This window comes from Micromonospora sp. LH3U1, from assembly GCF_028475105.1.
Taxonomy (GTDB): domain Bacteria; phylum Actinomycetota; class Actinomycetes; order Mycobacteriales; family Micromonosporaceae; genus Micromonospora.
The window spans coordinates 5,094,240-5,108,613 of sequence record NZ_CP116936.1 but is presented as its reverse complement, the minus strand read 5'-3'; the positions used below and the strand labels follow the sequence as shown (position 1 = coordinate 5,108,613).

Sequence of the window (14,374 nt, the reverse complement as noted above, 5' to 3'; positions counted from 1 at the left end):
TTCCGGTGTCGACGGTACCCCTAGGGTGGGCGTCGTGATCGTTGACTGGCTCACCGGCACCGCGTTCCAGGTGGCCGGTACGGGCACCACCTGGGCGGAACTGCTGGGGTTCGCGACCGGTGTGCTCAACGTGTGGTTGGTGGCCCGGCAGAAGATCGCGAACTGGCCGATCGGCATCGCCAACGTGCTGCTGCTCATGCTGCTGTTCTGGACCGCCGGGCTGTACGCCGACGCTGGGCTCCAGGTCGTGTACGTCGCGCTCGGCTGCTATGGCTGGTGGCACTGGCTGTTCGGTGGCGAGCGGCGGAGCCGACTCACGGTGAGCCGGACCGGGCGACGGGAGTGGCTGGCGCTGATCGTCGTCGGGGTGCTGCTGACCGGCGGGCTGTGGGCCCTGTTGGACCGGGCCACCGACTCGACCGTGCCGTTGCCGGACGCGTTGACCACGGCGCTGTCCCTGCTGGCCACGTACGGGCAGACCCGCAAGCGGGTGGAGAGCTGGTGGCTCTGGATCGCCGCGGACCTGATCTACATCCCGTTGTACGCGTACAAGGGGCTGCACCTGACCGCCGTTCTGTACCTGGTGTTCCTCGCCCTGTGTGTGTTCGGGCTGCGTGCCTGGCGGGCCGACCTGCGTCGGGTCGACCGGCCGACGCCCGTTCCTCCTGGTCCGGCGCCGGTCGCCGCGTGAGCGCCGAGGCGCCGGGGCGTACGCCGACACCACGCGCGCCGTCGCGGGCGGCTGCCCCCGAGTTCGGCCACGGGATGGTGGTGGGGAAGTTCTACCCGCCGCACGCCGGGCACCACGCGTTGATCGAGGCCGCCGCTGCCCGCTGCGCCACGGTCACCGTCGTCGTGGCGCCCTCACGGCGGGAGTCCATTCCGCTCGCGCTGCGGCTGGACTGGCTGCGGGAGGCGCATGCGGACACGCCGTGGGTCCGCTTCGTCGGCCGCTACGACGACCACCCGGTGGACTACGCCGACCCGGCCGTCTGGGACGCGCACTGCGCGGTGTTCCGCGAGGCGGTCGGGTCGGGGCAGGTGGATGTGGTCTTCTCCTCCGAGGCGTACGGCGCGGAGCTGGCTCGACGCTTCGACGCCGTACCCGTGTCGGTGGATCAGGATCGGCGGACCGTTCCGGTGTCCGGCACGGCTGTCCGCGCGGACCCGGCGGGCCACTGGCGGTGGTTGAGCCCGCCGGTGCGTGCCTGGTTCGTGCGGCGGGTGGTGGTGGTCGGCGCCGAGTCGACCGGCACCACCACGATGGCCGCGGCGCTCGCGGCGCACTACGGCACGCGGTGGGTGCCGGAGTATGGCCGGGAGTTGACCGCGCACAAGCTGGCTCGGCTGCGCGAGCGCACACCGGAGGCGACGGTCTTCGACGTCACCTGGGACCGGGACGACTTTCGCGCCGTGGTCCGCGAGCAGCAGGCGGCCGAGGACACGGCGGCCCGGATGAGTGGGCCGCTGCTGGTCTGCGACACCGACGCGCGGGCCACGGCGGTGTGGGAGGAGCGCTACCTGGGCAGCGCGTCGCCGGAGGTGCGGGCGGCGGCCCGCCAGCCGGCGCTGTATCTGCTGACGGATCACCGGGATGTGCCCTTCGCTGATGACGGGCTGCGCGACGGCGAGCACCTGCGGGGTTGGATGACCGAGCGGTTCCGTACGGAGCTGGCCGGGTGCGGGGTGCCGGTGGTGGAGCTGGTCGGGCCGCACGTCGAGCGGCTGGCTCGGGCGGTGCGGGCCTGCGACGACCTGCTCGCCGCCGGCTGGTCGCTCGCTGACCCGATCGCCACCCCCGACTTGCACTAGCCTCCTAGGACGGCGGAGGGGGTGTGGCGCGTGCCCCTATTCCCTCCGACGAGGTGGCCGTCGACACCGACGGCCCCAGGTGTGATCACGGGGCGTGGTGGGCAACAATGGTCACCGAGGAGGGGAGTATTCCCCCGCAACGGAGTCGTCAGCACGGTCGATCGCCGGAACCACGGCGGCCCGACCCGGCCCCGTAGGTCGCCGTCCCGTTCAGGGGCGGCGGCGGAAGAGACCTCCGACAGTCACCAGAGTGAGCGACAGCGGCACGCCGGCCCTTTTGGGGGCGTACGGTGTGCCCGACGCCGCGTGTCTGCCGGAGGAATGAACGTTGGACGTGTCCGGGATGGTGTGGGCGGGGACGCTGGTCGCACTGACTGCGGTCCTGCTCGTCGACCTGTTGATTATCGGCCGGCGCCCGCACGAGCCGAGTGTGCGCGAGTCGAGCCTCTGGGTCGCCTTCTACGTCGGTCTGGCCCTGCTCTTCGGGGCCGGTGTCTGGTTGACCTCGGGCGCCAGCGCGGCCGGGCAGTTCTACACCGGCTGGCTCACCGAGTACAGCCTCTCGGTGGACAACCTCTTCGTCTTCGTGATCATCATGGCTCGCTTCGGGGTGCCCCGGCAGTACCAGCAGAAGGTGCTGCTCGTCGGCATCGTGCTGGCACTGGTGATGCGCGGCGGCTTCATCGCCGCCGGCGCGGCGCTGATCACGCAGTTCTCCTGGGTCTTCTACATCTTCGGCGCGTTCCTGATCTACACCGCGGTCAACCTGGCCCGGCAGGGTGAGCCGGACGAGGACGAGTTCTCCGAGAACCTGCTGATCCGGTGGAGCCGCAAGGCGCTGCCGATCTCCAAGGACTACGACGGCGCGAAGCTCACCACCCACGCGAGCGGCAAGCGGCTGTTCACCCCGATGCTGATCGTGATGATCGCGATCGGTACCACCGACCTGATCTTCGCTCTGGACTCGATCCCGGCGATCTTCGGCATCACCCAGGAGCCGTACCTGGTCTTCACCGCGAACGTCTTCGCGCTGATGGGCCTTCGTCAGCTCTACTTCCTGCTGGGTGGCCTGCTCGACCGGCTGATCTACCTGAGCTACGGCCTGGCTGTCGTGCTCGGCTTCATCGGGGTGAAGCTGGTGTTGGAGGCGTTGGCCGACAACAACCTGCCGTTCATCAACGGTGGCGAGCACGTTGGCTGGGCGCCGCACATCCCGATCTGGCTGTCGCTGCTGGTCATCATCGGCACGCTGGGCATCGCCACCGCCGCCAGCCTGGTCAAGTCCTCCCGGGACCGGCGCCGGGAGTTGGCCGAAGCCCGACGCTGACCCGTCACCGGCCGGGTGCGGGAACGCGCCCGGCCGGTCAGACCCGGTGCGCGCCCACCAGGGTGGCGGTCCGATCGGCCGGCAGTGGCTCCTCGATGACCCGCCGCCGCCGGTAACAGGCGTGCAGCATCCGCCGCTGGCCCCCGTCGCCGGGCGTCGCGGTGACGATGCCGATGTGGTGGATCTTGCGGCCGGGTCGGGCGAAGAAGTAGAGATCGCCAGGACGTTCCGCGCCCAACGCCAGCGGGGTGGTGGCCACGGCCTGGTCGTCGGCGTCGCGGGGTAGCAGCACCCCGAACCGCCGCCAGGCCAGGTGCACCAGCCCTGAGCAGTCGACGCCGTGCGCGGAGAGACCGCCCCAGATGTAGACCACGTCCAGCAGTCGCTGCGCTACCGCGAGCGCCTGCTCGGCGATCGGCGACGCGGCCGACGCCGGGACCAGGTGGTTGTCGGGCAGCCAGAGCGGCGCGGACTGGCCGGGGACATGCACCGGTCGCCAGCCGTCGCGCGCCGGGCCGGCCGGGACCAGGCGCGTGCCGACGACGACACCGGACAGCACCACCGGCCCGTTCGGGTCGGCGTGCAGCCCGGTGACCGTGGCGTCGACCACCATCGGGTCGGTGTCGGTGGCGTCGGCCGGGTCGACGGAGGCCAACTGGTCGGCGGGGAGCCAGCCCGGGTAGCCGCGCGGGTCCAGCTTGGCGGCTGGCTGCTCGACGGCGACGACCCGGGCCCAGCCGTCCGGGCGCAGCTCGCTGACGAGGACCCGCTCGCCGAGCAGGAGCTGGCTCAGCACGCAGTCGCCGACCTGCTGCTCGGTGTCCAGGCCGGAGACCCAGGCCGGGATGTCGGCGCCGACGGTCAGCGCGGGGCGGTCGACCGGGCGCACCGCCTCGGGGGAGGTCCACAGCGTCGCCACCGCGACCCGGACGACGGCCTCACGGCCCGGTTGCAACTCCACGTCAACCCCCAGATCGTGTCGGCTGTCCAGGGGAGACCTTATGAAAGAAACCAACGGTCATCAACCACGGGTCTGCACCTTTGCTTCAGCAAGGCCGGTAATGCCCAGGCCAGGAGCATTCGGCAGCACCACGGTCGCCCCGTCGTAGCGTATCCCGCCCTGCACCGGTGACCAGGCCAGCCACCAGGCGGCGTCCAGGTCGGCGACCGCCGTGGTGCCGTACGCGGCGACCAGGCTCGCCGCCGCCCCGATGCCGACCTGACTCTCCATCATGGAGCCGACCACCGTGCCGAGCCCGTGGGCGGTGGCCAGGTCGAGGAGGGTACGCGCCGGGTGCAGCCCGCCGCACTTGGCCAGCTTGACGTTGACCAGGTCGGCAGCCCGACGGCGGATCACCTCCACCAGGTCACGAACCCCGAAGACCGCCTCGTCGGCCAGGATCGGCACGGACACCCGGTCGCTGACCCAGGCGAGCCCGTCCAGGTCCCAGCGGGCCACCGGCTGCTCGACCAGCTCCACGTCGAGCCCGGCGTCCTCGATGCCACGGATCACCCGGACCGCCTCCCGGGGCGTCCAGCCCTGGTTGGCGTCGAGCCGGATCCGCACCCCGGGGCCGACGGCCGCGCGCACGGCACGCACCCGGTCCAGGTCACTCGCCGCGTCGGTGCCGACCTTCACCTTGAGAACGCCGAAGCCGTCGGCCTGCCGCTGCCGCGCGGCCGCCGCCAGGTCCACCGCGTCGCCCGCCGCCAGCGTGACGTCCGTCGGCACCCGCAGCGTGGTGCCCCCGAGCAACCGCACCAGGGGTACGCCCAGCCGCCGCGCGGCGAGGTCGTGCAGCGCGACGTCCACCGCGGCCTTCGCGGCCTCGTTGCCAACCACGGCACGCTGCACCTCGGCGCAACGGGTCACCAGGTCGTCCGGGTCACGACCGATCAGCTGTGGGCCGAGCAGTTCGCGTACGCACGCCAGTGCGCCGGCGACCGACGCGCCGGTGACCTGCCAGACCTGGGGCGCCTCGCCGAAGCCGGACCGGCCGTCGGCGTCGATGATTTCGACGACCAGCGTGTCTACTGTGGTGGTACGACGGAGCGCGGTGACGAACGGGGTGTGTAAGGGGGCGGAAACCCGGTGGGTGCGTACCGCCGAGATCGTCATGTGAGGCACCCTATACGCAGGTACACGGCCGGAGGGGAGACCGGATGACCGGGCAGGGCTGGGAGCTGGTGGGTGCACCGAACGCGCGTGATCTGGGCGGGCTCGTCGGCGCCGGCGGGCGGCGGATCCGCGTCGGGCAGCTGATCCGTACTCCGGCGCTGGGTCGGCTGACCGACGAGGACCTGCCGGTGCTCGCGAAGCTGGGGCCGGCGTGCGTGCTGGATCTGCGCGCCTCCTCGGAGGTCGCGGTCGCCCCGGCGGATCGGCTGGCCGGTGAGCCACGGGTGGTGTTCCTCCCGGTGCACGACCCGGAGCACCCGGTCTTCACGTACGTCTCGGCGGTGCTGCTCGGTCACGACCTGGACGCGTACGCGGAGCTGGCCCGGCAGGGCACGGCGGAGGCGATGGCGGCGATCTACCGGTGGTTCGTCACCGGTGAGTCGGCGCGGGTCGGCTTCGCCGAGGCGGTGCGGCTGGCCGCCCAGCCGGAGAACCTGCCGATGGTCTACCACTGCTCCGCCGGCAAGGACCGCACCGGTTGGCTCACCGTCATCCTGTTGACGGCGCTCGGGGTGGACGAGGTGGCGATCCGTGCCGACTACCTGCGCAACAACGCGCTGACCGACAGCCTGCGCGCGGTGATCGTCGAGGCGATGCGACGGCGGAACCCCGAGCTGAACGTCGACGCGGTGCTGCCGGTGCTGGAGGTCCGCGCCGAGTACCTCGACGCCGGTTACGACGAGGTACGCCGGGTGCACGGCTCGTTCGACGCGTACCTGCGCGACGGGCTCGGGCTCACCGAGGAGAACCTCACGGCACTGCGGGCGCGGCTGCTGGAGTGATCGGGGCGCCGGCTGGTGTCCCGGCGCGGGCGGCCCGGCCGATGACGATCAGCGCCTGACCGGCGGCGTAACTCGCCATGACCAGCACCGGCGCGCCGGGTGGTTGGGCCACCTCGGCCACCCCGGTGGCGATCAAGAGGTCGGAGCCGAGGAACAGCGCGGCGCCGAGACCGACCCGCCAGCCCTGAGTGACGGCGGTGGCGGCCATCGCGGCCAGCGCGAACGCGTAGCCGGCCACCGGAATGGCCAGCCCGGCGTCGGTCAGCCCCGCCCACATCCAGGTCAACGCGACGACGGTCAGCACCGCGTACCCCAGCGGGACCGCGACCAGCGGCGGACGGCGCAGCGCGGTCGCGGCGCCATGCCGGGTGAACGCCGCGAGGTAGCAGAGGTGGGCGGCGAGGAAGCAGACCATGCCGGCGATGAACCAGCCGGTGCCGTCGCCCAGCAGCGCCACGTCGCCGCCGGTGGAGAAGGCCAGCGCGGCGAGCACCAGCCGGTCCGGCTGGCCTCCGCGCTCGGCGGTGGCCCGCCAGAGGTACGCGGCCAGCAGAGGCATCAGCAACGGCTTGCTGAGCAACTCGGCCACGCCGTTATCGGTGGCGTTGGCCAGCAGATTCGCCACGGTAACGGCGAGGAAGGCGACAAGAAGGGTGCGACTGCGGGGCATCAGCGGCTCCGGGGTGGGGGTGGGGGCAGCCTAGCCGGATCGGCGGGTGCGGGTCAGAGTTGGTGGCGTGCGGCCCAGACCTGCGCCGAGACGTTGGCGATCAGCCGGCAGGCGTCGTCCTCGACTCCGTCGCCGCTCGGGCCGCCGTCGGCCAGGTCGGTGGTGGTGCAGACAGCGATCAGGTACGGCGGGGCGTCGTCGGGCAGCACCACCCCGGCGCCGTGCCGGACGCCGCTCACCCAACCGTTCTTGTGCGCGATGCGGGTGCCCTCGGGCAGACCGGCGGCCAGGTCCTCGCGGTGCTCCTGAGCGAGCAGGACGTCCACCATGGCCGTGCAGCCGGCCGGTGACGCGAGCCGGCCCGGGGTGGTGGCCCCGGTGGCCAGCGCGCCGAGCAGGGCGGCAAGGTCCGCGGCCGAGACGGCGTTGGTGATGCCGGCCTCGCGGGCGGCGAAGTCCTCGATGCCCCGGCCCGTGACGCTGGTGCGGGCACCGGTCAGCGCCCACACCTCGGCGACCGCGGGCAGTCCGACGTGCCCGATGACCAGGTTGGTGGCCAGGTTGCTGGACCGCACGATCATCCGGTCGGCGAGCCAGCGCAGCGGCGCCGTGCCGCCCAGTCGGTCCCAGACCGCGTCGTCGTTGTCGTAGTGCTGGGCGCAGGAGAACCGGGGTGCGCCGGGCTGGGCGGAGTCGAACTCGTTGACGATCGGGACCGGGGCGTCCAGCTCCAGCGAGCCGGCCTCGGCGGCGCGGTGCAGCGCGGCGAGCACCGCCACCTTCATGGTGCTCGCGGCGTAGTGCGCGGCGTCCGCGTGGCGGGTCCAGGTCGGCGGCGCGTCGAGCCGGCCCACGTACGCCGAGACGGTGCCGGGCACCCGGTCCAGGTGGGCGTCGAGATCATCCCAGGTCATGCGGGTGACCGTAGCCGATCATCGGCGGGACGGGCGGGTAGGGCGGCGTACCCCCGCCGGAAAGCGGACGGGCGCGTCGACCGCGAGCGGTCGACGCGCCCGATGCCGGGTGCTGGTGGGTCAGCCGTTGTGCTTGCGGCGGGCGGCCGCCCGGCCGCGCTGCTGCTGGTCGAGCACGACCTTGCGGATCCGGACGGCGGTCGGGGTGACCTCGACGCACTCGTCCTCACGGCAGAACTCGAGGGCCTGCTCCAGCGACAGCTTGCGCGGCGGGATCAGCTTCTCGGTCTCGTCCGAGCTGGACGCCCGCATGTTGGTGAGCTTCTTCTCCTTGGTGATGTTGACGTCCATGTCGTCGGAGCGGGAGTTCTCCCCGACGATCATGCCCTCGTACACCTCGGTGGTCGGGTCGACGAAGAGCTGCCCGCGCTCCTGTAGGTTGATCATGGCGAAGGCGGTGACCGCGCCGCTGCGGTCGGCCACCAGCGAGCCGTTGTTGCGGGTACGCAGCTCGCCGAACCACGGCTCGTAGGACTCGAAGACGTGGTGCAGAATGCCGGTGCCTCGGGTGTCGGTGAGGAACTCGGTGCGGAAGCCGATCAGGCCCCGGGCCGGGACCAGCCACTCCATCCGGATCCAGCCGGTGCCGTGGTTGACCAGCTGCTCCATCCGGCCCTTGCGGGTGGCCAGCAACTGGGTGATCGCGCCCAGGTAGTCCTCGGGGGCGTCGATGGTCAGCCGCTCGACCGGCTCGCACGTCTTGCCGTCGATCTCCCGGGTGACCACCTGCGGCTTGCCGACGGTCAGCTCGAAGCCCTCGCGGCGCATCTGCTCGACCAGGATGGCCAGTGCCAGCTCACCACGGCCCTGCACCTCCCAGGCGTCCGGCCGCTCGGTGGGCAGCACCCGCAGCGAGACGTTGCCGATCAGCTCCTTGTCCAGCCGGTCCTTGACCATCCGCGCGGTGACCTTGGAACCCTTGGTCCGGCCGACCAGCGGCGAGGTGTTGGTGCCGATGGTCATCGAGATGGCCGGCTCGTCGACCGTGATCAGCGGCAGCGCGACCGGGTTCTCCGCGTCCGCGAGGGTCTCACCGATCATGATCTCGGAGATGCCGGCGACCGCGATGATGTCGCCCGGGCCGGCCGACTCGGCCGGCTTGCGCTCCAGACCCTCGGTCATCAGCATCTCGGAGATGCGGACCCGCTGGGTGCTGCCGTCGGTGCGGCACCAGGCCACCGTCTGACCCTTGTTGATCGTGCCCTGGCGCACCCGGCACAGCGCCAGCCGGCCGAGGAACGGCGAGGCGTCGAGGTTGGTCACGTGCGCCTGCAGCGGCGCGCCCTCGTCGTACGCGGGCGGCGGGATGGTGTCCAGCAGGGTGCGGAACAGCGGCTCCAGCGAGGTGCTGTCCTCCGGCACCGAGCCGTCGGCGGGCTGGGTCAGCGAGGCGATGCCGTCGCGGGCGCAGGCGTAGACGATCGGGAAGTCGATCTGCTCCTCGTCGGCGTCCAGGTCGAGGAAGAGCTCGTAGGTGTCGTCCACGACCTCCTTGATCCGGGCGTCGGGCCGGTCCACCTTGTTGATCACCAGGATGATCGGGAGTCGCGCCCGCAGCGCCTTGCGCAGCACGAAGCGGGTCTGCGGCAGCGGGCCCTCGCTCGCGTCGACCAGCAGCACCACGCCATCGACCATGGTCAGGCCGCGCTCCACCTCGCCACCGAAGTCGGCGTGGCCGGGCGTGTCGATGATGTTGATGGTGACCGGGTCGGAACCGTCCGCCGGCAGGTAGCGCACGCCGGTGTTCTTGGCCAGGATGGTGATGCCCTTTTCCCGCTCCAAGTCACCCGAGTCCATGACCCGCTCGGTGTTCTCGCCCCGGGCGCCGTACGCGCCGGCCTGCCGCAACATGGCGTCGACCAGGGTGGTCTTGCCGTGGTCGACGTGAGCGATGATGGCGACGTTGCGGAGGTCCGTGCGAAGCTGCATACCCTCTATCCTTCCGCCTGCGCTCGCGCAGGCTGCGTCGGGGTCACCCCCAGGTGCCCCTGATCTATGGTGAAACTGCTGTCCCGGTGGTTCCACCGGCTGGCATGCTGGCTCCCGTGTCCCGGGGGCCTGAGTGCACGACCTGCTGACCTTGGTGCAGGGTCTGCCCACCCTGTGGATCTACCTGGTCGCCGCGCTGATCGTGGCGGGCGAGACCGCGGTGATCTTCGGCCTGCTCGTGCCGGGTGAGGCTACCCTGCTGCTCGTCGGCTTCCTCACCTACAACGGTACCTTGCGGCTCGGGCCGGCGCTGCTCGCGATGATCGCCGCGGCGTTCCTCGGTGACGGGCTGGCCTTCCGTGCCGGACGGCGGTATGGCCCCCGGCTGCGTGCCGGGCTGGGTCACCGGGTCGGGCCCCAGCGGTGGGGACGGGCCGACGCCATGCTCGCCCGGCTCGGTGGGCGGGGCGTGTTCGCCGCCCGGTGGGTGGCCTTCGCCCGCACGCTGGTGCCCCGGCTGGCCGGTGCGGCCGGCATGCCGTACCGACGGTTCGCGCTGTGGAACCTGGCCGGGGTGGTGACCTGGGTGAGCGGCTCGGTCCTGCTCGGTCACCTCGCCGGTGAGTCGTACGACACGGTCTCCCGGCTGCTCGGCCGGGCCACCGGCGCGGCGGCGGTGTTGCTGGCCGGCCTGTTGGGTGTGGTGCTCGCCGGCCGTTGGTTGGGTCGTAACCCCGACCCGGTACGCGCGCTGCTGTCCCGGGCGGGCGCGCTGCCCCCGGTGCGGTGGCTCACCGCCCGCTACGGGGTGCTGTTCTTCCTGGTGGCCATGCGGATCGGGCCGGCGTGGACGCTGCTGCTCAATCTGGCTGCCGGGCTCCTGTTGCTCTTCGCGGCCGGCCTCGCCATCGCCGGTCTGCTCGCCCTGGCGGTCCGTAACAGTGGGCTGGCCGCGCTGGACGGTGCCATCGCCGGCTGGTTCACCGCGCGGCGCACCCCGGGTGCCGCCGACGCCACGATGGTCCTGGTGTCAGTGGTACGAGGGTCGCTGTTGATCGTGTTGGTGGCGCTGGTGGCAGCGGTGCTGGCGTGGCGCAACCGACCCTGGCGGGCGGACCTGCTCAGCGTGGTCGGCACGGTGGGCGCGTTCGTGCCGCTGGTGGTGCTGGCCGTGGTGGCCGAGCTGACCGGGCCGAACGGGACCACCCCGGGGGGCGGCGAAGCCGCCCCGCTCTCGACCCAGAACGCCGTCGTCGCGGCGAGCTTCTGCACCCTGGCCTGGTTGGTGTCGCGCAGTGCCCACTGGCCGCTGGCGGTGGCCGCCTGGACGGCCGCCGCAGCGGGGGTGCTCGGGATCGGCGGCGCGCGCCTGTACCTCGGGTTGGACACCGCGAGCGGGACCGCCGCGGCGGTGCTGCTCGGGGTGCTCTGGACGGTGGTGTTCATGGTGGCCTGGGCCACCCGGGACCGGGCGGTGGGGGATCGGGAGCAGCCGGTGGACCAGGCCCGGCCGCCGTCGCAGGGGCACCGCCGCCCGGTCGAACCTTGCTAGGGTGCGGCGACCGTCACACCGGGGGAGGCCGAGGGCATGGCTCGACGGACCAGACGGTTGGGTGCCGCGGTGCTCGCCGGGCTCCTGTTGGCGAGCGCGCTGGTCGGCTGCGCCGCCAAGGGGGAGAGCCCGCAGGACCTGGCCGCGCCGGTCGCGGTCACCGACGCGCCGACGGACGCCCCCGCCGACGAGGCCACCGGGGAGCCGAGCCCGTCGGTGAGCGCCGTGGAGTCGATGGGTGCCGCGCCGAGCAGTAGCGCGACCCCGACGCCGACGAAGAAGCCGCCGAAGAAGCCGACCCGCACGGCGCCGAAGCCGCGCGCGGTCGCGAAGCCGCCCACCGAGACCGAGGTCCCGCCGGCCCCGCCGAAGCCCGCGCCGAGTTCCTGTAAGCCGACGTACAAGGGCACCCAGGCGACCCGGGCCGAGGTGAAGGCGGCGCTGACCGACGCGGCCGGGCGCACCTACTGGCCGGCCTCCGCGCCGGACATCAAGGTCCCGCTCACCCTGCTCAAGGCCACCGCCTGGCAGGAGAGCGGCTGGCAGTCCAACATCTACGCCTGCGACGGCGGTGTCGGGCTGATGCAGGTGATGCCGGGCACCGCGACCTGGATGAACCAGCGGTTCGAGAAGAGCTACGAGATCGACGCCTACCGGGACAACGCCTACCTCGGCGCCACCTACCTGGCCTGGGCGACCAAGTACATCGGCGACATGTACTTCGAGTCGGACTTCCGTCTCGATCCGGCCCTGTGCACCGCCGAGCTGAATTCCTGCCTGCTCAACGCGGTCATCGCCGCGTACAACTTCGGGCACGGTGCGGTGGCGCAGGAGGGGAAGCCGCTGGTCATCCCCAACCCGTCGTACGTGCGCAACGTGCGGGCGCTGATGACCGAGTGCGTCTGCCTGGACTACTGACCCGACGCCGACGGGGCCGTGGCGGATTCGCCACGGCCCCGTCGCATGCGTGGTGGTTCGGTCAGTCGCGAGCGGCGACCAGCTCCCGCGACGTCGGGGTGTCCTCCACACGGTCGCGGGTGATTCGGCCGGGCCACCAGAAACGGTCGCCGAGCATGAATGCCAGCGCCGGCACCAGCACCGTGCGGACCAGCAGGGTGTCCAGCAGGACGCCGATGCAGACGATGATGCCGATCTGGGTCAACGTGATCAGCGGCAGCACGCCGAGCACGGCGAAGACCGCGGCGAGCAGCACGCCGGCGCTCGTGATGACGCCGCCGGTGACCCGCAGCGCGGACAGCATCCCGTCCCGGGTGCCCACCTTGCGGGCGTCCTCCCGGGCCCGGGTGACCAGGAAGATGTTGTAGTCCACGCCGAGCGCCACCAGGAACACGAAGGCGAGCAGCAGCACGCCGCTGTCCAGGGCCGGGAAGCCCAGCACGTGGTCGAAGAGCAGCCACGCCGCACCGAGACTGGCGAAGAACGACGCGATCACGGTGAGCACCAACAGCACCGGCGCGAGCAGCCCACGCAGCAGCAGCACGAGGACGGCGCCCACCAGCAGCAGGATGATCGGCAGGATCAGCCGCAGGTCGCGGTCGTTGGCCTCGTCGGAGTCGTACGTGGCGGCCACGGATCCCCCGACGAGCGCCCCGGACGGCGCGTCGGCGCCGGCGGCGGCCGGAGGTGCGGAGTCGGGGACGGCGGCGACCGCCGCACGCAGCGCCTCGATGGCGCGGTCCGAGGCGGTGGTGCCGGGTTCAGCGTCCAACACCACGTCGACCTGGGCGACGGTGTCGCTAGCGTCGCCGGGGCGCGCCGAGGCGACGCCGGGCACGGTGGTGGCTACGTCGGTGACCGCCCGCACCGCCGTCGGGGTGGTGATCACGGCCACCGGCTGGGTGCTGCCTGCGGGGAATGCCCCGGCCAGGGTCTGTGCGCCGACCACCGCCTCGGGCTGGGCCCGGAACTGCTCGGTCTCGGACAGGCCCGTGCGGATGCCGAGCCCGCCCAGCGCGAGGCCGCCGAGCAGCATGGTGGCCAGCACCGCGACCACCACCGGGCGGCGTTCCACGGCCGTGCCGAGCCGGCCCCAGAGCCGGCCCTCGCGGACCGGGCCACCGACGCGGGGAACGAACGGCCAGAACAGGCCGCGACCGAAGAGCACCAGCACGGCGGGAAGCACGAACAGCGCGGAGAGCATGGCGAAGACCACACCGGTGGCGCAGGCCACCGCCAGTGCCCTGTTCGTCTCCTGCTCACTGAGCAGCAGGGTGAGGACGCCGAGCACCACGGTTCCGCCGCTGGCCAGGATGGGCTCGGCGGTGCGGCGTAGCGCGGCCCGCATCGCGGCGAACCGGTTCTCCTCGCGCCTCAGCTCCTCCCGATAGCGGGCGATGAGCAGCAGGGCGTAGTCGGTGGCGGCACCGAAGACCAGCACACTGGCGATGCCGGTGACCTGGCCCTGCTGGAGGTTGATGCCGAAGGCCGGCACGATCGTGTCCACCGCGCGCAGGGTGATCTGCTCGGTCGCCGCGACGACCACGAGCGGCACGACCCACAGGAACGGGCTGCGGTACGTGATCAGCAGCAGCAGCGCGACCACGGCGGCGGTCACCGCGAGCAGGGTGACGTCGGCGCCGTCGAAGACCGAGGACAGATCGGCGGTGAACGCGGGGGAGCCGGTGACCTCGGCGGTCAGCCCGTCGGGCAGGTCCGCCGCCAGAGCGGCGCGCAGCTCAGTGACCGTTTCGACGACCTCGTCCTGGCCACCGGCGGTGCTGAGCGGCACGGCGACCAGCGCCACCGTGCCGTCCGGCGAGATCTGCGGGGGGCTGACCTGCCCGCCCACCGCGAAGCGGCCCAGATCGTTGGAGCGCGTGGCCAGCGCGGCCCGGTCGTCCTCGCTCAGCGCGGCGCTGTCACCCCGACTGACCACCACGATGGCGGGCTGGACCTCGTTGGACGGCAGTTGGTCCTGCAGGCGCTGCACCTGTGTCGACTGCCACTCCACCGACAGGCCGGTGGCCGAGACCGGTTGGGGGTTGTCCGGCTGGGGCATACCGAAGACGGCCGCGCCGACGACGATCGCGATGGCAACGGTGAGCCAGGCGGCCAACCGGCCGCGGGCGACCCTGGTGAAGAAAGACATCAGGTGACCTCAAGGTCCTTCGAAATTCGAGTATCTTGAT

The 14,374-nt window shown here is 72.1% G+C and carries 12 protein-coding genes; 6 read left to right on the top strand and 6 right to left on the bottom strand.

From position 1 onward, the window contains the following. Positions 1-34: 34 nt before the first annotated feature. From pnuC to PCA76_RS23235, 3 genes are all read left to right on the top strand, one after another. Positions 35-691: a nicotinamide riboside transporter PnuC gene (gene pnuC, locus PCA76_RS23245; RefSeq protein ID WP_272612592.1), complete on the top strand. Its 657-nt coding sequence runs from the start codon at positions 35-37 to the stop codon at positions 689-691. After that, positions 688-1,812, top strand: coding sequence for an AAA family ATPase (locus PCA76_RS23240; RefSeq protein ID WP_272612591.1), 1,125 nt, complete (start codon positions 688-690; stop codon positions 1,810-1,812). The genes pnuC and PCA76_RS23240 overlap by 4 nt, the downstream gene beginning before the upstream one ends. 328 nt (positions 1,813-2,140) lie before the next feature. After that, positions 2,141-3,139, top strand: a complete 999-nt coding sequence (locus tag PCA76_RS23235; RefSeq protein ID WP_272612590.1) for a TerC family protein — start codon at positions 2,141-2,143, stop codon at positions 3,137-3,139. 37 nt (positions 3,140-3,176) lie between these two features. Here the strand turns inward: PCA76_RS23235 and PCA76_RS23230 are convergent, their stop codons facing one another. Beyond that, positions 3,177-4,100, bottom strand: coding sequence for a C40 family peptidase (locus PCA76_RS23230; protein WP_272612589.1), 924 nt, complete (start codon positions 4,098-4,100; stop codon positions 3,177-3,179). 60 nt (positions 4,101-4,160) lie between these two features. Further along, positions 4,161-5,258 (bottom strand): mandelate racemase/muconate lactonizing enzyme family protein, encoded by a 1,098-nt coding sequence (locus PCA76_RS23225; protein ID WP_272612588.1) that lies wholly within the window; start codon positions 5,256-5,258, stop codon positions 4,161-4,163. A 44-nt stretch (positions 5,259-5,302) separates the two neighbouring features. On the opposite strand from PCA76_RS23225, the gene PCA76_RS23220 reads away from it, so the two are divergent. After that, complete coding sequence (locus PCA76_RS23220; protein WP_272612587.1) at positions 5,303-6,100, top strand: tyrosine-protein phosphatase; 798 nt, start codon at positions 5,303-5,305, stop codon at positions 6,098-6,100. On the opposite strand, the gene PCA76_RS23215 is transcribed toward PCA76_RS23220, so the two are convergent. The 3 genes from PCA76_RS23215 to typA all read right to left on the bottom strand — a co-directional run bounded on the left by PCA76_RS23215 (position 6,069) and on the right by typA (position 9,673). After that, positions 6,069-6,770 (bottom strand): lysoplasmalogenase, encoded by a 702-nt coding sequence (locus tag PCA76_RS23215; protein ID WP_272612586.1) that lies wholly within the window; start codon positions 6,768-6,770, stop codon positions 6,069-6,071. The genes PCA76_RS23220 and PCA76_RS23215 overlap by 32 nt on opposite strands. A gap of 53 nt (positions 6,771-6,823) precedes the next feature. Then, positions 6,824-7,684, bottom strand: coding sequence for a serine hydrolase (locus PCA76_RS23210; RefSeq protein WP_272612585.1), 861 nt, complete (start codon positions 7,682-7,684; stop codon positions 6,824-6,826). 120 nt (positions 7,685-7,804) lie between these two features. Next, entirely contained in the window at positions 7,805-9,673 is a 1,869-nt protein-coding gene (gene typA / locus PCA76_RS23205; protein WP_272612584.1) for a translational GTPase TypA, read from the bottom strand. A 133-nt stretch (positions 9,674-9,806) separates the two neighbouring features. Between typA and PCA76_RS23200 the strand changes: the two genes are divergently transcribed. Both PCA76_RS23200 and PCA76_RS23195 read left to right on the top strand, forming a co-directional pair. Then, on the top strand, positions 9,807-11,225 hold the full coding sequence (locus tag PCA76_RS23200) for a DedA family protein (protein WP_272612583.1): 1,419 nt from the start codon (positions 9,807-9,809) through the stop codon (positions 11,223-11,225). A 36-nt stretch (positions 11,226-11,261) separates the two neighbouring features. Next, on the top strand, positions 11,262-12,143 hold the full coding sequence (locus PCA76_RS23195; RefSeq protein ID WP_272612582.1) for a lytic transglycosylase domain-containing protein: 882 nt from the start codon (positions 11,262-11,264) through the stop codon (positions 12,141-12,143). Positions 12,144-12,204: 61 nt separating this feature from the next. Here the strand turns inward: PCA76_RS23195 and PCA76_RS23190 are convergent, their stop codons facing one another. Continuing rightward, positions 12,205-14,334: an MMPL family transporter gene (locus tag PCA76_RS23190; protein ID WP_272612581.1), complete on the bottom strand. Its 2,130-nt coding sequence runs from the start codon at positions 14,332-14,334 to the stop codon at positions 12,205-12,207. Positions 14,335-14,374 lie beyond the last annotated feature (40 nt).